This window comes from Calidithermus terrae (assembly GCF_003574345.1).
In the GTDB taxonomy this organism is placed as follows: Bacteria; Deinococcota; Deinococci; order Deinococcales; family Thermaceae; genus Calidithermus; species Calidithermus chliarophilus.
The window spans coordinates 16,631-35,528 of record NZ_QXDL01000015.1; the positions used below are offsets into that span (position 1 = coordinate 16,631).

Sequence of the window (18,898 nt, forward strand, 5' to 3'; positions counted from 1 at the left end):
ACACGCCACGGGCCTTCCGCTCTTCGCTGATCGCCGACCGCTGAAAGCCCCAATTGGTACGCCCTCCAAGCCGCGCTATTGGCTCTTGACCCGTACCACTTCCGTGCCCAGCATGGACCTGTGAGAATCGGCGTGCTCGCCCTGCAAGGGGCCTTCAGGGAACACAAGCAGACGCTCGAGCGCCTGGGCGCCGAGGCCGTCGAGGTGCGCAAGCCTGAGCACCTGGCCGGCCTCCAGGGCCTGATCGTGCCGGGCGGGGAATCCACCACCATCGGCAAGCTGGCGCGGGAGTACGGCATCGACGCCGCGGTGGCGCGGCGGGTCGAGGCGGGGGACTTTGCGGTGTGGGGCACCTGCGCCGGGGCCATCTGGCTGGCGCGGGAGATCCCCCATTACCCCGAGCAGCCGCGGCTGGGCCTCATGGACATCGCCGTCGAGCGCAACGCCTTCGGGCGGCAGGTGGCGAGTTTCGAGGAGGACCTCGAGGTCAAGGGCCTGGACAAGCCCTTCCACGCGGTCTTCATCCGGGCCCCGGCCATTACGCGGGCGGGGCCGGGCGTCGAGGTCCTGGCCTACCACGGCAAGGACATCGTGCTCGCGCGCCAGGGCAGGCTGCTGGCCTCGAGCTTCCACCCCGAGCTCACCGGCGACTTCCGCCTTCACCGGCTCTTCCTCGACTTGGCGAATAATTTCGTCACGAGCTAGATTTATCGTGAAAGTGTTCACATAACACCCGTGTCCGGCACGCCAGGCCCCAGGCGGTAGACTCTGGGCTATGAAGCCCAAACTCGACGTCGCGGCCGACATCGCCGAGGCCTCCACGCTCCCCGCCGCCTTCTACAAGAGCCAGGAGTTCTACGAAGCCAGCAAGGACAAGGTCTTCGCCCGTAGCTGGCAGTGGGCAGGGGACACCGACGAGCTCAAGGCCCCCGGCACCGTCAAGCCGCTGACGCTGCTCGAGGGCTGCCTCGACGAGCCCCTCGTCATCACCCGCGACTACGACGACCGGCTGCACGTGCTCTCCAACGTCTGCACCCACCGCGGCATGCTGGTGGCCGAGAGCGGCGACCAGAACGCCCGCTACCTGCGCTGCCGCTACCACGGCCGCCGCTTCGGCATGGACGGCTGCTTCCAGGCCATGCCCGAGTTCGACGGCGTCAAGGGCTTCCCCAGCGAGAAGGACCACCTGCCCAGGATCCCCTTCGGCCTGTGGGGCCAGGACAAGTGGCTCTTCGTCTCGCTCGAGCCCCGGCACGCGCTCGAGGAGGTCCTCAGGCCCATCGAGGACCGCGTGGGCTGGATGCCCTTCCGGCAGTTCTACTTCGACCCCGGCCGCGCGCGGGACTACCTGGTGCGGGCCAACTGGGTGCTCTACTGCGACAACTACCTCGAGGGCTTCCACATCCCCTACATCCACGCCTCGCTCAACAGCGCCATCGACTACGGCAGCTACACCTCCGAGCTTTACGGATGGTGCAACCTGCAACTGGGCATAGCCGCCGACGGCGAGGCCGCCTTCGAGTTGCCCAAGGACTCCCCCGACTACGGCAAGCGCGTGGGGGCCTACTACTACTGGGTGTTCCCCAACCTCATGCTCAACTTCTACCCCTGGGGGCTCTCCGTCAACGTGGTGCGGCCTTTGGGCCCCGAGCTCACCAAGGTCTCCTTCTTGCCCTACGTCTGGGACGCCGGCAAGCTCGAGCAAGGCGCGGGCGCGGCCCTCGACCGCGTGGAGCGCGAGGACGAGGTGGTGGTCGAGGCCGTGCAGAAGGGCGTCAAGTCGCGCTTCTACGACCGGGGCCGCTTCAGCGTCAAGCGCGAGCAGGGGGTCCACCACTTCCACCGCCTGCTGGCGCAGGCCCTAGAGGGTGGGGCGTAAGCCCCGCCCTTGCTTGACGCTGCCGTGAAGCTTCGGTATTGTGGCGGCGAGTTCTACATGGAGGAAAGGTATGGCTAAACGCTGGTACGCGCTCGTGGGATTGGTGGCGGTCGGGGCGGTGACCCTGTTCGGTGTGCAGGCCCAGACCAACACCGCCAAGATCGGCGACTGCGAACTCTACGGCAAGCGCGGGGAGTTCAAGCTCAACCCGGTGACCCCCGGCGTCCTCACCGTCCAGACCAACCTGCCCGCCCCGGGCTGGTGGAACGGCGACACCCCCGAGACCATCAAGAGCGGCTACGAGTACTGCCTGGCGGCCAACATCGCCCACCGCGCCGGGCTGAACCAGGTCAAGATCGTCAACGTCTCCTTCGACGCGCTGGTGGCCGGGCAGACCAAGGCCTTCGACCTCGCCCTCTCGCAGGTCACCATCACCGCCGAGCGCAAGAAGGTCGTTGACTTCTCGCCCGCCTACTTCTCCTCCGACCAGGGGCTCCTGGTGCGCAAGGGCACCAAGGTGGACGCCTCCAACATCAAGACGCTGCGCATCGGCGTGCAGCAGGGCACCACGGCCGTGGACTTCGTGAAGAACGTGCTCAAGGTGCCGGCCAACAACGTGCGCGTCTTCCCCGACACCCCCAACATGTTCACCGCCCTGCAGGCCCGCCAGGTCGACGTGGTGATGCTCGACACCGCCATCGTGCTGGTGCAGGCCCGGCAGTCGAACGGGGCGCTCGAGGTCGTCGGGCAGTACAAGACCGGCGAGGAGTACGGGGCCATCTACCCCAAGGGCTCGGCCAATAAGGCCGTCCTCGACCAGATCTTCAAGGCCATGGCCGCCGACGGCACCTTCAAGAAGCTCTCGCAGGCCTACCTCTCCAAGGAGTTCGGCGGCGACCCCACCGCCATCCCCTACCTCAAGCCCTGAGAACCCTAGGCCTTGGCCGTGAACCCAATTGACCCGAACCGGGGGCGCTCGAGCGCCCCTTCAATTCCGAAAGACCCCACCCCGCTGGCCCTGGCGGCGCTGGCGGTGTGCGGGCTGGTGGTCCTGACCGCCTGGTGGGTGCTGCTGGGCCTAGAGCGCATCCTCGAGCGCAACCAGCTCGGCGGGGCCCTGCTCGACGCCGCGCTGGTGGGGGTAGGGCTGCTGCCCCTGCTGCTGCTGGTGCCGGTGCTGCGCTCGCTGCGGGCCGCGGGGCAGGCCCGGGCCGGGCTGGCCCTCAAAGACCTCATCACCGCCCGGGTCAAGACCGCCGAGTCGCGGGAGTGGGCCCAGTACGCCATCGGCTACGGGGCCGCCGTGCTGCTGGTGTTCCTGGGCGTGCAGTTCCTGCTGGCCAACGACGGGGCGGTGGCCGCGACCTTCTTCCGCCTCGAGCTCATCCAGAGCTCCTTCGGCCTGGTGCTGCAGGCGTTCTGGAAGAACGTGTGGATGTTCTGCGTGGCCGAGGTCTTCATCCTCATCTGGGGCCTGGTCATCGCGGTGGCCCGCATGGTCCCGGGCCGCGCCGGGCAGCCCATCCGCTTCCTCGCCACGCTCTACACCGACGTCTTCCGCGGGTTGCCCACCATCATCAGCATCTACCTCATCGCGCTGGGGCTGCCCCTGGCCAACGTGCCCGTGGTGCGCGACTGGCCGCCGGAGTGGCTGGCGATCCTGGCCCTCACCATCAGCTACGGGGCCTACGTGGCCGAGGTCTACCGCGCCGGCCTCGACAGCATCCACCCCAGCCAGTGGTCGGCCGCCCGCAGCCTGGGCCTGAGCTTCGGCCAGACCCTGCGCTTCGTGGTCATCCCCCAGGCGGTGCGCCGCATCATCCCGCCCCTGCTCAACGACTTCATCGCCCTGCAGAAGGACACCGCGCTCGTCAACGTGGTGGGCGTGATCGACGGCTTCAACCAGGCCAAGATCATCGCCTCCAACAAGTTCAACCTCTCCGCCGTGACCACGGTGGCCCTGCTGTTCATGCTCATCACCATCCCCCAGACCCGCTTCGTCGACCGGCTGCTCGAGCAGGAGAAGCGCCGCACGCGCGGCTGAGGGGCCTCGCCAGACTATGAGCTTCCTAGAGATCCGCGACGTACACAAGCGCTACGGCGACTTCGAGGTGCTCAAGGGCGTCAACCTCAAGGTCGAGCAGCACCAGGTGGTCTGCCTCATCGGGGCCTCGGGCTGCGGCAAGAGCACGCTGCTGCGCTGCATCAACGGCCTCGAGGCCATCAGCGCGGGGGAGATCCGGCTCGAGGGCGACCGCATCACCGGCCCCGGCGTGGACCTCGACCGCCTGCGCCGCAAGGTGGGCATCGTCTTCCAGAGCTTCAACCTCTTCCCCCATATGAGCGTGCTGCAAAACGTCACCCTGGCCCCCGTGCAGGTGCTGAGGATGTCCCGCGCCGAGGCCGAGGCTAAGGCCATGGAGCTCCTGAGGCGCATCGGGCTCGAGGCCAAGGCCAAGGCCTACCCCGACCAGCTCTCGGGCGGGCAGCAGCAGCGCGTCGCCATCGTGCGGGCCCTGGCCATGGACCCCCAGCTCCTGCTCCTCGACGAGATCACCTCCGCCCTCGACCCCGAGCTCGTCTCGGAGGTGCTGAGCCTGCTGCGCGAGCTGGCCGCCGAGGGCATGACCATGGTGCTCGCCACCCACGAGATGAGCTTCGCCCGCGAGGTCGCCAGCAAGGTCTGCTTCCTCTACCAGGGCGTCGTTCACGAGGAGGGCCCGCCCGAGCAGATCTTCGGCAACCCCCAGCAGGAGCGCACCCGCGCCTTCCTGAGCAAGATCATCGAGGCCGGGCGGCTTTAGGCGGGCTCGCGGTACCGGTGCTCATCGCCCTCCCCGCTGCCGGGGAGGGCGTCGTTCGGGGCCTGAGCACCTTCAGCCCAGCCGGTGCTGGTAGAGCACCGAGGCGATCTTGCCGATGAGCAGCACGGCCGGGTGGTCGGGGTGGAAGCGCGGGTCGGCGTCGGTCTCGGTGAGCACCACCAGCGAGTAGGCCGCGTTGTCGCGCGCCAGGATGCCCGCGTCGTGGCGGCACTTGCGGATCTCGCCCGACTTGGCGTACAGCCGCAGCGGGGCGGTGCCCTCCTCGAGGTCGTCGAGGTCGGCGGGGAGGTAGCGCAGGAAGAAGGTGAACTGCTGCCTCGAGAGGATCGACAGCGCGGTCTGGGTGGCCTCGGGGGGGAGGAGCTGGCCGGTCCAGAGCTGCTTGAGCAGCAGGCCTAAGTCCTCCGCGCTCACCGTGGAGGCCTCGCCCTTCGCCCGCCGGGGGTCGGGGCGGTCGTCGGGCAGGGAGAGCATCCCGGCGCTGTAGGTGCTGCGCCAGCCCTGGGCCCGGTAGTAGGCGTTGAAGGGCTCCTTGTGGCCGAAGAAGTCGAGCACCACGTTGGTGGCGGTGTTGTCGCTGACGACGATCATCAGCGTGAGCAGGTCGAGCAGGGGCAAGGCGAGCCCCGGCGAGAGGTCCTTGAGCACCCCCGAGCCCCCCGCCACCGCCTCGGGCTTGACCGGCACCGCCTGGCGCAGGTCGGCGCCGGTGCTCAGCGCGTAGCACAGCATGGGCAGCTTGATGGTGCTCGCGGCGTAGACCTTCCAGTCGGGGTTGTGGGCGTACTGCTCGTGGCTGTGGAGGTTCTCCAGCCACACGCCCACCTTGCCGGGGAAGCGGTTAATCAGCTCTTGGATCTCGGCCCACATCGCAGGCATGGCTCACCTCACTCCGGACGGCTCCAGGCACAGTCTAACCGCCTGGGCGAAGCCGTCGTCCTCCAGGCGCCCCACCACCGCGTCGGCCGCCTCCAGGATGGCGGGCTCGGCGTTGCCCATGGCGATGCCCAGCCCCGCCTTTCGGATGGCCTCGAGGTCGTTGAGGCTGTCGCCGATCATCGCCACCTCCTCCATCGCCAGCCCGTAGCGCTCGGCCACCCAGCGCAGGGCGCTGGCCTTGGAGACGCCCTTGGGGTCGGCCACCGCCACCACCTCGCCCTCGCCCACCGCGTACTCCAGCCAGTCGAGCCCCTCCACCGCCGTGAGCGAGGGGCGCAGGCTGTCCCACAGGCCGCCCGTGATCACGAAGACCCCGCCCACGCAGGGCTCGGGCAGCTCGAGCAGGTCCACGCGCTCGTAGCCCACGCCCATCCGCAGCGCGAAGCGGTGCAGCTCGCGGGGCGGGTTCTCGCTGTAGAGCCTCCCCGAGGCCCCCGAGACGTAGAAGGGCAGGCCCTGCTCCCTCGAGTGCAGCACCATGCGGCGGTAGGTGGCCTCCGGCATCGCCACGCGGTGGACCAGCTCGGCCCCCCGCGCGATCAGGCTGCCGTTGCTGAAGGCGTGGTAGCCCTCGGGGTTCATCCGCAGGGCGTACTCCAGGCCGAAGCCCCCGAAGGGCCGCCCGGTCGCCACCGCGAAGCGCACCCCGGCGGCGCGGGCCTCCTCCACCGCCCGCCAGGCCGACTCCGGGACGCCCTGGCTCGGGTGCACGAGGGTCCAGTCGAGGTCCACGCCGATGAGGCGGATCATCGCAGCCCTTCGCCCGGCGCGGCCCGCGTGGCGAGGGCGGCCTCGAGGGCCTCCGCCAGCCCGCAGTCCTCGACCCGGCCCACCACCCGGTCGGCCCGGAGCTTGACGGCGTCGGGCGCGTTGCCCATGGCGACCCCCAGCCCCGCGGCCAGGATCAGCTCGAGGTCGTTCTCCCCGTCGCCCACCATCGCGCAGCCCTCCAGGCCCAGCCCGTAGCGCTCGGCCACCCAGGCCGCCGCGCTGAGCTTGGAGACCCCCTGCGCCGTCACCGAGCTGAACACCACCCCCGGCATCCCGGGGCTGGTGGCCTCGTGGAGCTCGGCCCCCGCCACCTGCCGCACCTCCGCGCGCACCGTGTCCCACAGCGTCCCCGCCGGCGCCACGTACTGCACCCGGATCACCGTGCCGGGCGGCTCGTCCAGCGGCCGGACCTCCGCCGGGAAGCCCAGCATGCGCTGGTGGGTCTGGAGGTCGGGGTGGGTTTGCTCGATGAAGAACCCGCCCTCGGCGGTGTACACCTCGAAGGGGATGAGGTGCGCCCGGCTCAGCCCCAGCAGCGCCCGGTAGGCCTCCGGCCCCAGCGAGCGGGTGTGCACCGGCCGCCCGTCCCCCGCCACCACCACCGCCCCCGACTCGAAGACGTGAAAGCCCTCCGGGTCGAGCCGCCGGGCGTACTCGAGGGCGAACCCTCGCCCCGGCCGCCCCGTGCACAGCGCCAGCCGCACCCCGGCCGCCCGCGCCCGCGCCGCGGCCTGCCAGGCGCACTCCGGCACGCCGCCGGGCCCGTAGAGGGTGCCGTCCACGTCGATGAGTACCAGCCCGATCATCCTGAGCGCCTCCAAGTGGGTCGATAGCCGATGGTCGATGGCCGATAGCTAAACGCTGAACGCGGGTCGTACGTCGTACGTCGTACGCCAAACGCAAGACGCAAAACGCCAGACGCCAGACGTCTTGGCCCCCAGCCCCCGGCCCTCGACGCCGGCGGGGACGGACAAGAACGGGTGCTTCCCCCGCACGCCGCGAGCCTCCTGACGTACGACCCGTGGCGTCACAGCTCCAGGATCCCCGACTCGGCCAGTACGGCCGTGCCCCCGAAGTACACCCGCTGCAACTCGCCGCTGGGGGCGTACTCCACCCGCACCTCGACCTGGCCGGGGACCCCCAGCTTGTGCCCCTGCAGCACGGTGAGCTTCACGGCCTCCTCCCAGCGCGGCACCACCCCGGCCCGGGCCAGCAGCGCGCCCAGCGCGGCGTTGGCCGCGCCGGTCACCGGGTCTTCGGGGATGCCCAGCAGCGGGGCGAAGTCGCGGGCGTAGAAGCTGCGCGGGCCCAGTGGGGCGTAGGGGTGCACGGTGGCGATCTCCAGCCCGGCGCACAGCTCGCTCAGGCGCTCCATGTCGGGCTCGAGGTCGTCGAGCAGACCCGGCGCCACGAAGGGCAGGAACAGCGACCACAAGCCGGTGAAGGCCACCCCGTAGGGCAGGCCCCGGTGCAGGTAGCGCTCGTTGGCGCCCAGCGCTTCGGTGAACTCCTGCACCTGCCGCCACAGGGGCGGGTCGCGGAAGCGCGGGGCCGGCCCGCGCACCACGGCCTTGCTCGGCGCGTCGCCCTCGTAGACCAGCTCCACCGGCAGCGTCTCCGACGCCGCGCGCAGGTAGAGCTTCTTGCTGCCTTCAGGCAGCACGCCCTCGCGGGCCAGGGTCAGGGCCAGCGCCACCGCCGCGTGCCCGGCGAACTCCACCTCGCCCGAAGGCGTGTAGTAGCGCACCTCGAAGCTCAGGCCCTCCCAGTCGGTCACGAAGGCCACCTGCGGCTGGTCGAGCTTGAGCGCCACCTGCCGCATCTGCGCCGCGTCCATGCCCCGGGCGTCGAGCACCAGCGCGATGCGGTTGCCGCCCCCGGGCGCCTCGGCGAAGGCGTCCACCAGCAGGTAGGGGAGGCCCGCTTTACCCATCGGACTTCCTCAAGGCGATGCCCAGCTCGGCCAGTTGGGCCTCGGCCACCGGGCTAGGGGCTTCGGTCAGCGGGTCGCGGCCCTCCTTGTTCTTGGGGAAGGCGATGACCTCGCGGATGGAGTCCTCGCCCGCCATGTTGGCTACCCAGCGGTCGAGGCCCCAGGCGATGCCCCCGTGCGGCGGGGCCCCGAAGGAGAGGGCCTCGAGCAGGAAGCCGAACTTCTCCTGCGCCTCCTCGGGCCCGATCCCCAAAAGCGCGAACATCCGCTCCTGCAGGTCGCGGCGGTGGATGCGGATCGAACCCCCGCCCACCTCCGTGCCGTTCATCACCATGTCGTAGGCCTGGGCCCGCACCTTGCCGGGGTCGCGCTCGAGCAGCTCCAGGTCCTCGAGGTTGGGCGAGGTGAAGGGGTGGTGCATGTAGGTCCAGCGCCCGTTCTCCTCGTCCCACTCCAGCAGCGGGAAGTCCACCACCCACAAGAACTTGAAGCCCCCCTGGGCGAGCCCCAGGCGCTTGCCCAGCTCCAGGCGCACCGCGCCCAGGCTCTCGACGCTCTTGCGCCAGGGCCCCGCCACGAACAGCGCGGTCTGGCCCTCCTGCACGCCCAGCTCCCGCGCCAGCCCCTCGGGGATGAACTTGGCGATGCCCCCGCTGAAGGCCCCGCCCTCGTAGCGGCTCCAGGCCAGCCCGGCCGCGCCCTTGCCCTTGGCGATGGCCTCGAGCTCCTCGATCTCCCGCCGCGACAGCGCCGCCGGCGCCACCAGCGCCTTGACCGCCTCCGCGCCCGCGAAGGCCCGGAACTCCCCGCCCCGGAAGCGCTCGGTCACGTCGTGCATCTCCAGCCCGAAGCGCAGGTCGGGCTTATCCGAGCCGTAGCGGTTCATGGCCTCGGCGTAGGCCATGCGGGGGAAGGGGGTGGGCAGCTCGACGCCCAGCGCCTCACGGAACACGTAGGCCGCCAGCCGCTCGTTGAGCTCTAAGACGTCCTCCTGGTCCACGAAGGACATCTCGAGGTCGAGCTGGGTGAAGTCGGGCTGGCGGTCGGCGCGCAGGTCCTCGTCGCGGAAGCAGCGCGCGATCTGGAAGTAGCGGTCGTAGCCCGCTACCATCAGCATCTGCTTGAAGAGCTGGGGCGACTGGGGCAGGGCATAGAACTGCCCCGGCTGCAGGCGGCTGGGCACCAGGAAGTCGCGGGCCCCCTCCGGCGTCGAGCGCGTGAGGAAGGGGGTCTCGACGCTGATGAAGCCCTCCCGGTCGAGGAAGCGGTAGATGGCCGCCACCACCTCGTGGCGCAGCCGCAGGTTGCGCTGCAGGGCGCGGCGGCGCAGGTCCACCACGCGGTAGCGCATGCGGACGTCCTCCGAGACCGCCGGGTCCTCCTCGCCGCGCCAGGCCGCGTCGATGGGGAAGGGGGGGGTCTTGGCCTCCGCCAGCACCTCGAGCCCCTCCGCCACCACCTCCACCTCGCCGGAGGCGATCTTGGCGTTCACCTGCTCGGCGGGCCGGGCCCGCACGGTGCCCCTGACCCGCACCACCCACTCCGAGCGCACCCGGTCGGCCTCGGCGTAGGCCGGGCTTTCCGGCTGCACCACCACCTGTACCAACCCCTCGCGGTCGCGCAGGTCGATGAAGATCAGGCCGCCCAGGTCGCGGCGCCGGTTGACCCAGCCCTCGAGAACCACTTGCTCATTGACGTTCGACGTGTTGACGTTGCCGCAGTAGTGCGTCCGGCGCATGGTGAATAGTTTACCGTTCAAAGCGCTTGTGGCACCCCTGATCCTTGGCAAACAAAAGTTTCACGAGCTAGATTCATCGTGAATAGATTCACTTACCGACGTCCCGCGACAGGGCAGGGGAGAAGCGACGCCCGCGTCGGTTTCAAAACGGTCGGCCGGGCCTTTGACCCGGCCCTCCACCCCATCCCTTCCTGCTAGCGTGCGCCGCTCACAGCCGCACGCCGGGAACCGGCCCCAGCGCCTCGCCCAGCGCCTCCCAGCTCACCTCGCGCTGGTCGCCCGTCTCGAGGTGCTTGAGCGTCACCACGCCCCGCGCCCGCTCGGCCTCGCCCAGCAGCCCCACGAAGCGGGCGCCGCGCTTGAGCGCGTCCTCGAGCCCCTTGCGCGCGCTCTTGGGCGCGTAGGCCATCTCGACCCGGAAGGCGGGGCGCAGCCGCTGGGCGATCTGCAGGGCCTCGAGCTTGGCCCCCTCGTCGAGGGGCACGAGGTAGAGGTCGGGCACCGGGTCGGCGGGGATCTCCACGCCCTCCTGCTCGAGCGCGATCGCCACCCGCTCGATGCCGATGCCCCAGCCCACGCCCGGCACCCTCGGCCCGCCCAGCATCTCCGACAGGCCGTCGTAGCGGCCGCCACCCCCCAGGGCCGACTTGGCCCCGATGCGGCTGTGGTGCACCTCCCAGGCGGTGCGCACGTAGTAGTCGAGCCCGCGCACGATGGAGGGGTCGAGGGTGAAGGGCACCCCGAGCTTCTCCAGGTAGCCCGCCACCTTCTCGTGGAACCCGCGCGCCTCGGGCCCCAGGAATTCGAGCATCGGCCGGACCCCCGCCTCGGCCACGATGCGCTGGTCGGCCTCGCTCTTGGAGTCGAGGATGCGCATGGGGTTGGACTCCAGCCGCACCCTCGAGTCCTCCGAGAGCTCCTGGGCGTAGGGCCGGAACAGCCCCCGCAGGTAGTCGTTGTAGCGCACGCGGTCCTCGGGGTCGCCCACCGAGCCGAGCTTGACCTCCAGGCCCTTCAGCCCCAGCGCCCGGTACACCTGCACCATCAGCGCGATGGCCTCGGCGTCGATCAGGGGGTCGGCCGAGCCCAGCGCCTCGTAATCGACCTGGTGGAACTGCTTGTAGCGCCCCTTCTGGTGGCGCTCGGCGCGGAAGATGGGCCCCCAGGTGAACAGCCGCACCGGCTGGGGCCAGACCTTCATGCCGTGCTGGTTGTACGCCCGCACGATGGAGGCGGTGGGCTCCGGCCGCAGCCCCAGCACCCGCCCGCCCCGATCCTCGAAGGTGTACATCTCCTTCTTAACCACGATGTCCGAGGTCACCCCGACCCCCTTCTGCAGCACCTCCGCGTACTCGAAGACGGGGGTGTGGATCATCTGGGCCCCGCTCGAGCGCAGCACCTGCTCGGCCGTCTGGGTGATGTAGCGGAAGACGGGCTCGCGGAAGGGGTACTCCTTGCTCTGGGCGAAGACGTCGTTGGTGCCGGGAACCGAAGTCAGCATGAGCGCCATTCTAGCACCGCCGCCATCGCCTCCTTGAGGCCCGGATGGGGAAGAGGTGATAGGCGCCCCATCGCCAGCTCAAGGCGCCGTCTCATTTTCGAGTAGCCGTTCCAATCGGGTTAATCCTGACGTGCATCCACCGAAAGGTGGAAATTGCATTCGGTCAAGCTTACTGTTAGGCTTAGCCCGTGCCTGGATGCCAAACGCAGACGGACCTGCTAGGGTCCAGGTGTTCGTTTAGCGGATAGCGGCTAACCCCTGTTGCTATCCATTACAAATGGAGGCTTGTATGCGTAAGACCCTTCTGGCCGGTGCCCTGGCCCTCGCTGCTGGCGCAGCGTTCGCCGCGGTGCCCAACAACACGCTGCTGATCATGACCAGCGCCGACATCTCGACGCTCGACCCCACCATGGTGTACGACACCGCCTCCGGGGAGATCGCCGAGAACGTCTACGAGACCCTAGTGACCTACAAGGGCAAGAGCGTGTCCGAGCTCGAGGGCCTGCTCGCCACGTCGTGGAACGTCTCCAGCGACGGCCGCACCTACACCTTCACCCTGCGCCGGGGCGTGAAGTTCCACTCGGGCAACGAGTTCACCTGCGCCGACGCGGAGTACAGCCTGCGCCGCAACCTGGTGACCAACAACCACGACTCGGGCAACTGGTTCATCGCCGAGAGCCTGCTGGGCACTTCCGGCAACGCCGAGGACGACCCCAAGAACGTCACCTGGGCCCGCATCGCCAACGCGGTGAAGTGCAACGCCCAGGGCCAGCTCGTGCTCACCCTCCCGGCCCGCGACCCCGCGCTCCTGGTCAAGCTGGCCTACACCGGCCAGGCCATCGTGGACAAGAAGCACGCCGTCTCCATCGGCGAGTGGGACGGCACCGAGGCCACCTGGAAGCAGTGGGTGGGCAAGGACCTCAACGACTCCGCCCTCTCCAAGCGCCCCAGCGGGACCGGCGCCTACCAGCTCGTGCGCCGTGACACCGCCAACATCGTGCTGCGCGCCTTCGACGGCTACTGGGGCGGCAAGCCCAAGATCGAGAACGTCATCGTGCAGATCGTGGGCGAGCAGGCCACCCGCCTCGAGGCCCTGAAGAAGGGCGACGCCGACCTCGTGGAGACCGGCGGCCGCTCGACCTTGTCCCAGCTGCAGGGCGTGTCGGGGATCAAGATCTTCGACAACATCCCCAACAACTCCGCCAGCGCCATCTTCATGAACCAGAACATCAAGGACCCCGCGGTGCTGGGCTCGGGCAAGCTCGACGGCAAGGGCATCCCCGCCAACTTCTTCTCCGACGTCAACGTGCGCAAGGCCTTCGCCTACTCCTTCGACTACGACCGCTACATCAAGGAGGTGCTGCTCGGCAAGGGCACCAAGCGCACCATGCTGCTGCCCGACATGTTCTTCGGCTACGACCCCAAGGTCAAGACCTACACCTACGACCCCCAGCAGGCGGCGGCCTTCTTCCGTAAGGCCTTCGGCGGCCAGCTCTGGCAGAACGGCTTCGTGCTGCGGGCCAGCTACCGCGCCAACTCGGTCCCCTCGCAGACCGCGATGGAGATCCTCAAGGCCAACATCGAGAAGCTCAACCCCAAGTTCAAGGTCGAGCTGCAGCCCAAGCCCTGGTCGGAGTTCCTCAGCTCCAGCCGCGAGGGCAAGGAGGCCATGATCCTCATCGGCTGGGCCCCCGACTACGCCGACCCCGACAACTTCCTCTACACCTTCTACCACTCCAACGGCTTCTACAACCCCCGCGCCAACTTCAAGGATGCGCTTCTGGACCGGCTGCTCGACCAGGCTCGCCAGACCATCGACCCGGCCAAGCGCAAGGCGCTGTACAGCCAGGTCGGGCAGCGGGCCTACGACCAGTCCTACTACATCCTGATGCCCGCGGGCGTCGGCTTCGTGGCCTACCAGGACCGCGTGAAGGGCCTGGAGGAGAACTACAACATCATGTTCTCCGGCCACACCGGTAACTACTGGAGGGTCCTGAGCAAGGCTGGTCTCTAAGCGTTTCCGGGCCCCGCGTCGTGCTGGCGCGGGGCCCCCTTTTTAGACCGAGGAACATTGGATGACAGCTTTTATCCTTCGCCGCCTGATGGCCTTGCCGCTGGTCCTTTTGGCCCTGTCGCTGGCCATCGTGGGGTTGATGCAGACCCTTTCCCCGGCCGAGCGCGCCGCGGCTTTCGTCACCAACGAGAACCAGCTGCGCAACCTCGAGGCCATCATCCGCGAAAAGGGGCTCGATCAGCCGTTCCATATCCAGTACTGGAACTGGCTGCGCGAGGCCGTGCGCGGGAACCTCGGCTTTTCCAAGGCCTCGAACAAGCCGGTCGTCGAAACCATCGTCGAGCGCTTCCCCGCGACCGTGGAACTGACCCTGTACTCCCTGCTCCCCATCCTCGGCTTTGGCATTTGGCTGGGGACGAGGGCTGGCCTTAATAAGGACAAGTTCATCGACCAGTTCACCCGGGTCTTCACCGTCATCACCAACAACATCCCCACCTTCGTGCTGGGCATCATCCTGCTGGTGATCTTCTACGGCCTGCTGGGCATCGCGCCCGGCCCCGGGCAGGTGTCGCCCGAGAACCAGGTCAGCCTCATCATCAACCCCGTCCCCCGCGTCACCGGCATGCTCAGCATCGACGCTTTGCTGGCGGGCAACTGGCCGGTGTTCTGGGACGTGCTGCACCACATGTTCCTGCCGGTGATCACCCTCTCCACCGTGATCACCGCGGGCATGATCAAGGTCATGCGCTCGAGCCTCATCGAGGTGCTCTCGCAGGACTACGTGCGCACCGCCCGCGCCAAGGGCCTGCCCGAGCGCACCGTCAACCTCAAGCACGCCCGCCGCAACGCGCTCATCCCCGTGGCCACCATCGGCGGCTTCGTGGTGCTGGGGCTGCTGTCGGGGGCGCTGTTCACCGAGACCATCTTCGCCTGGCCGGGCATCGGCAGCTGGGGGGCCGAGACCGCCACCCGCTTCGACGTGCCGGGCCTGCTGGGCTTCGCCCTGCTCAGCGGCATCCTGACGGTGCTCGCCAACCTGGCCGTCGATATCATCTACGCCCTGATCGACCCGAGAGTGAGGTTCGACTGATGAGCGCCGTGCCTGCCCCCCAGAGCGCCGTGCGGCGCGACACCTTCTGGAACTCGAGGGTGATGCGGCGCTTCCGCCGCAACCGCCTGGCGGTCTTCGGCTTCTTCCTGGTGTGCATGTTCTTGCTGGTGGCGCTGTTCGCCCCGCTGCTCGCGCCCCCGCCCCCGGTGGGCAACAACTGCTTGCGCGACGTGGGCGCGACCACCACCGCCGAGGCCATCACCCCCACCCACTCCAGCTTCTGGCGGCTGATGTTCGCCGCCCCGGCGAGCTGCTACCAGATCGCCCGCATCAACTTCACCCAGGTCCCCTCGCCGCCCCTCAAGCCCATCGCGACCGAGGCCGGGGAGGTGCGCCCGATCTTCGGCACCAGCAGCGGCTACGACGTGTGGTACGGCATCATCTGGGGCACGCGCACCGCGCTGAAGCTGGCGATCACGGTGGTCTTCTTCCAGCTCCTCATCGGGATCACCCTGGGGGCGATCTCGGGCTACTTCGGCGGCTGGGTGGACAACGTGATCCAGCGGCTCATCGACGTGATCTTCGCCTTCCCGAGTTTGATCCTGGTGATCGTGATCACCTCGCTCTTGGGGAAGAGCCTCAACTTCATCATCCTGGCCTTCGTGCTGGTGGGCTGGGCGGGCTACGCCCGCATCGTGCGCGGGGAGGTGCTCAAGACGCGCTCGCTCGAGTTCGTTGACGGGGCGCGGGCGCTGGGGGCGAGCGACTGGCGTATCATCTTCCGCCACGTCATCCCCAACTCGCTCACCGCCATCACCGTCATCGCGGTGCTCGACCTGGGCGCCATCCCGCTCTCGGCCGCCGCGCTGTCCTTCCTGGGCATCGGCCTGCCGCCGGGCTACACCGACTGGGGCCAGCTCATCAGCTTCGCCCGGGCCTGGATCCAGGGCACCGCGGAAAACCGCCTCGAGTACTGGTACGTGGCGTTCTACCCGGCCCTCACCATCATCCTCTTCGGCCTGGGCTGGAACCTGCTGGGCGACGCCCTGCGTGACGCCCTCGACCCGCGCGAGCGCTAGACCCCGCCCAAACGAGACCTCCCGGGGATCCCCGGGAGGTTTTTTCGTGGGGTTTTTCGCGGCGTTGGGGAGGGCGCCTTCAGCCGGGCAGGGTGATGAAGGTGGGGTTGGGCGCGGCCATGGCCTCCTCCTTCTCGACCTTGGCGACCACGGCCTCGGCCCCCACGCCCAGCGCCTTCACCAGGCGCTCGCGGCTGACCTGGCGGCCCTCGAGGACGTAGCTGTAGCCGTGGCGGTGGAAGGTGATGACGAACGGCACGCCGTTGTGGTAGCGCAGCACGGTGTTGTTCTTGCGGGCGAGCCGCGACATCCGGCCGATCGCCCTGACCCGCGCGTAGGCCTTGCGTTCCTCGCTCTTAGGGGCCACGAAGCTGACGAAGAGCAGGGCCATCACCACGGTTGAGGCGACAACGATGGGGGCTGCAACCTCAGGCGTCATAGCTCGAAGTATAAGCAGGGCGCTCGGGGGCCGGTGCGGTGACTAAACGCGAGGTTAAGCCCTTCGGCAGCGCTTTTCTCCGCGCGGCCGGGTTAACCGGAGATGAGGGGCCTGCCGGCCCTGGCGGGCGGTGCTCGAGGGTCCGGAATTGCGGTTATTTCCCCTAAGATAAATTAAGGGAAATTTGCTATGCTGGGGAAATGGAGCTGGTTTCCCTAGCCAACTGGCACGATCCCGGCAAGCGGCGGCTCGAGGCGGTCCGGGCTGCCCACGAGCGCGACGAGGCGGCCTTGCTCGAGCTGCTCAAGACCTACCTGATCTTGAAGGGCCGCAAGCGCGCGACGCTGAGCCCCAAGACGCTCGAGACCTACGAGGTCGGGGTGCGCGACTTCCTGGCCTGGGCCTGGCCGCCGGATTCGCCCGCCCCGCTGGTGCAACTGCTCAAGGCCACGGCCGACGACCTCGACCGCTACGTCGCCGACCTGCAGACCCGCGGCAGCCACCTCGAGGGCCAGCCGCTCAAGCCCTCGAGCGTCGCGACCTACCTGGCGAGCGTGCGGGCGCTGTACCGGGCGCTGGAATGGGCCGGGGCGGCCCAGTTGCCCCAGGGCGTGGTGGCGCCTCGAGACCCCACCCCGGCCTACGAGCGCCGCCCCGCGCTGCCGCTGAACCTGTATAAGGAATTGCTGGCTCACCTCGACCCCTCCGAACCTGCCCTGCAGCGTGACCGGGTGGCGGTGCGGCTCATGGCCGAGGCCGGGCTGCGCATAAGTGAAGTGGTTCACTTGTTGGTGTCCGACGTCCACCCGCGGGAGCGGCTGCTCGAGGTCAAGCGCGGCAAGGGCTCCAAGCAGCGCACCATCCCCTTGAGCAACTCGCTGTGCGCCGAGCTCGAGCGCTGGCTCAGGACCCGCCTGGCCTACGCGGCGGCGGGCGAGATGCGCGTGCTCGTCAACATGGGCGGGCGCAAGGCGGGCGGCCGGGGCATGACCGCCCGCATGCTGCGCGAGGTCATCAACGGCCACTACCAGGCCCTAGGCTTCCCCGAACGCTACCGCGGCGCCCACATGCTGCGCCACACCGCCGGGACCCGCTTCTACAAGGCCAGCCGCGACCTGCACGCCACCGCGAGGCTGCTGGGCCACTCCAACCTCAACACCAGCGCCATCTACGCCAAGATGGACCTCGAGGGCTTGTTCGAGGTCGTGGACCGCATCGACGAGGGGGATTGAGGGATGCGCCCGTCTACGGCCAGCGTGGGGTGGGCGCTATCCATCGGGCTAGCGCTCCTGGGGGCTTGGGGGTCCTTCGCGGCGGTGATGTGGCCCTCTCAGTTCGAGGCCCTCGAGGCCCAGCACCGGGAGGCCTATTACTGGTCGGTGATCCTGCCTGCTCCCTGGTGGATGACCCTGGGGAACGTAGCTTTCTATCTCTCCTGGGCTGCCCCCGGGGCTGCGTGGATGGGCTGGCGGAGGGAAAAATCGCGCAGGCGGCGCGCAATCCTGGGCGTGTTTTTCGCGCTGCTGTTCCTCCCCACGCTAGGGGTAGGCATCATAATGTTGACCTCGCTTCTGGCAGGTTAGGCCTCGAGCCATAGGCCCTCAGCGCTAGGCCAGCGCGTCCTCGCGGCGGATGCTGTACACCCGGCTCAGCCCGCGCTCGCTGGTGACGCCGTAGAGCGCGTCGCAGGCTTCCATGGTGCGCTTTTGGTGGGTGATCAGGATGAACTGGGTCTCCCCCTTGAAGCGCTGGAGGAACTCGGTGAAGCGCAGGATGTTGGCCTCGTCGAGGGGGGCGTCCACCTCGTCGAGCACGGCGATGGGCAGGCCCCTCCCCTCTTCGGCGGTGCCCGCCAGGGCGAAGAGGAAGGCCAGCGCGCCCATGGTGCGCTCGCCCATCGAGAGCAGGCCCAGGTCGATGGTGCGCTTGCCGGAGGGCTGCAGGACGAGGTGCAGGCCGGACTTGTCGTGCTCGACGCGGGCCTCGGCGCCCAGCAGGGCGCGGGCGTAGTCGTGGAAGCGGTCGCGGAAGCGGTGGAAGGCAGCGTGCAGGCGGTCGCGGTACTCGCCCTCGACCAGGCGGAGCTCGGCCTCGAGCTTCGCCACCCCCGCCTCGGCCTCGGCCAGCGCGCCGGCGAGCTGCTCGGCCTCCTGGGCCAGGGCCTGGTACTCGCTCTCGGCGAGGTGGTTGACGGCGCCCAGGGCCTCCAGGGCGGCCTCGGCCTCGCTGAGGCGGCGGGCCAGCGCGCGGGAGTGGCCCTCCTCTGTCGGACCTTCAGGGAGTTCGGCGAGCTCGAGCAGCAGGGCCTCCTGGGTGCTCTCGCGGCGGGCCAGGCTGATGCGGGCCTGCTCGAGCTCGCCCAGCACCGCGTTGGTGCGGGCCAGCAGGCGGCTCTCCTCCTCGGCCAGGGCGCGGGCGCGCTGGCGGGCCTGCTGGAGGGCGGCCTCGAGGGCGCCGAGCCCTAAGGCGGCGGCTTCCTGCTCGAGGGATCCCAGGCGTTCGGCGGCGGCCCGGCGGCGCTGCTCGAGGGCCTCGAGCTCGAGGGCGATGGCCTGCAGGCGCTCGGCGGCGCGCTGGCGGTTTTCCTGGGCCTCGCGGTAGGCCCGGTCCTGCTCGCGGTAGCGGGTCCAGGCCAGGCGGGCCTCGCGCAGGCGGGTGAGCTCCTGGCGGAGGGCCTCGAGCTCGTCCGCCAGGGCGGCCGGGGCCTGGGTGTCGGGGGCGGGCACGGG

Annotated in this window: 17 protein-coding genes; 9 read left to right on the forward strand and 8 right to left on the reverse strand. The window is 69.2% G+C overall.

The annotated features are described in order from the left end of the window. Nucleotides 1-120 precede the first annotated feature (120 nt). From pdxT to Mterra_RS03280, 5 genes are all read left to right on the forward strand, one after another. Complete coding sequence (gene pdxT, locus Mterra_RS03260; protein ID WP_119313864.1) at nt 121-705, forward strand: pyridoxal 5'-phosphate synthase glutaminase subunit PdxT; 585 nt, start codon at nt 121-123, stop codon at nt 703-705. A gap of 70 nt (nt 706-775) precedes the next feature. Continuing rightward, entirely contained in the window at nt 776-1,879 is a 1,104-nt protein-coding gene (locus Mterra_RS03265) for an aromatic ring-hydroxylating oxygenase subunit alpha (RefSeq protein ID WP_119313865.1), read from the forward strand. 70 nt (nt 1,880-1,949) lie between these two features. Continuing rightward, complete coding sequence (locus Mterra_RS03270; protein WP_119313866.1) at nt 1,950-2,807, forward strand: ABC transporter substrate-binding protein; 858 nt, start codon at nt 1,950-1,952, stop codon at nt 2,805-2,807. Nucleotides 2,808-2,825: 18 nt separating this feature from the next. Beyond that, nucleotides 2,826-3,923, forward strand: a complete 1,098-nt coding sequence (locus Mterra_RS03275; RefSeq protein WP_119313867.1) for an amino acid ABC transporter permease — start codon at nt 2,826-2,828, stop codon at nt 3,921-3,923. 16 nt (nt 3,924-3,939) lie between these two features. Further along, nucleotides 3,940-4,683: an amino acid ABC transporter ATP-binding protein gene (locus tag Mterra_RS03280; RefSeq protein ID WP_119313868.1), complete on the forward strand. Its 744-nt coding sequence runs from the start codon at nt 3,940-3,942 to the stop codon at nt 4,681-4,683. 72 nt (nt 4,684-4,755) lie between these two features. Here Mterra_RS03280 and Mterra_RS03285 read toward each other — a convergent pair whose 3' ends face one another. The 6 genes from Mterra_RS03285 to hisS all read right to left on the reverse strand — a co-directional run bounded on the left by Mterra_RS03285 (nt 4,756) and on the right by hisS (nt 11,586). Then, a complete protein-coding gene (locus tag Mterra_RS03285; RefSeq protein ID WP_245971504.1) occupies nt 4,756-5,583 on the reverse strand; it encodes a serine hydrolase in 828 nt (275 codons plus the stop codon). Between the two features lie 3 nt (nt 5,584-5,586). Next, nucleotides 5,587-6,393, reverse strand: a complete 807-nt coding sequence (locus tag Mterra_RS03290; RefSeq protein ID WP_119313869.1) for an HAD family hydrolase — start codon at nt 6,391-6,393, stop codon at nt 5,587-5,589. Then, the gene (locus Mterra_RS03295) at nt 6,390-7,220 is read right to left on the reverse strand and encodes an HAD family hydrolase (protein ID WP_119313870.1); all 831 of its coding nucleotides are present in this window, start codon (nt 7,218-7,220) and stop codon (nt 6,390-6,392) included. Before Mterra_RS03295 ends, Mterra_RS03290 begins: the two co-directional genes overlap by 4 nt. 221 nt (nt 7,221-7,441) lie before the next feature. Then, nucleotides 7,442-8,347: a PhzF family phenazine biosynthesis protein gene (locus Mterra_RS03300; protein ID WP_119313871.1), complete on the reverse strand. Its 906-nt coding sequence runs from the start codon at nt 8,345-8,347 to the stop codon at nt 7,442-7,444. After that, a complete protein-coding gene (gene aspS / locus Mterra_RS03305; RefSeq protein WP_119313872.1) occupies nt 8,340-10,085 on the reverse strand; it encodes an aspartate--tRNA ligase in 1,746 nt (581 codons plus the stop codon). The genes Mterra_RS03300 and aspS overlap by 8 nt, the downstream gene beginning before the upstream one ends. 208 nt (nt 10,086-10,293) lie before the next feature. After that, entirely contained in the window at nt 10,294-11,586 is a 1,293-nt protein-coding gene (hisS, locus tag Mterra_RS03310; RefSeq protein ID WP_119313873.1) for a histidine--tRNA ligase, read from the reverse strand. 289 nt (nt 11,587-11,875) lie between these two features. Here hisS and Mterra_RS03315 point away from each other — a divergent pair, with 289 nt between their 5' ends. The 3 genes from Mterra_RS03315 (at nt 11,876) to Mterra_RS03325 (ending at nt 15,730) form a co-directional block, all read left to right on the forward strand. Next, complete coding sequence (locus tag Mterra_RS03315) at nt 11,876-13,600, forward strand: ABC transporter substrate-binding protein (protein WP_119313874.1); 1,725 nt, start codon at nt 11,876-11,878, stop codon at nt 13,598-13,600. Between the two features lie 61 nt (nt 13,601-13,661). Continuing rightward, nucleotides 13,662-14,690 carry an ABC transporter permease gene (locus Mterra_RS03320; RefSeq protein ID WP_170159536.1) on the forward strand — a complete coding sequence of 343 codons (1,029 nt, stop codon included), beginning with the start codon at nt 13,662-13,664 and terminating at the stop codon, nt 14,688-14,690. Then, nucleotides 14,690-15,730, forward strand: coding sequence for an ABC transporter permease (locus Mterra_RS03325; RefSeq protein WP_119313876.1), 1,041 nt, complete (start codon nt 14,690-14,692; stop codon nt 15,728-15,730). The genes Mterra_RS03320 and Mterra_RS03325 overlap by 1 nt, the downstream gene beginning before the upstream one ends. 79 nt (nt 15,731-15,809) lie before the next feature. Here the strand turns inward: Mterra_RS03325 and Mterra_RS03330 are convergent, their stop codons facing one another. After that, complete coding sequence (locus Mterra_RS03330; protein WP_119313877.1) at nt 15,810-16,169, reverse strand: hypothetical protein; 360 nt, start codon at nt 16,167-16,169, stop codon at nt 15,810-15,812. 200 nt (nt 16,170-16,369) lie between these two features. On the opposite strand from Mterra_RS03330, the gene Mterra_RS03335 reads away from it, so the two are divergent. Continuing rightward, nucleotides 16,370-17,401 (forward strand): tyrosine-type recombinase/integrase, encoded by a 1,032-nt coding sequence (locus tag Mterra_RS03335; RefSeq protein ID WP_119313878.1) that lies wholly within the window; start codon nt 16,370-16,372, stop codon nt 17,399-17,401. A 375-nt stretch (nt 17,402-17,776) separates the two neighbouring features. Here the strand turns inward: Mterra_RS03335 and Mterra_RS03345 are convergent. Continuing rightward, the coding region (locus tag Mterra_RS03345) for a P-loop NTPase family protein (RefSeq protein ID WP_476727196.1) at nt 17,777-18,898 on the reverse strand (1,122 nt) is incomplete at its 5' end.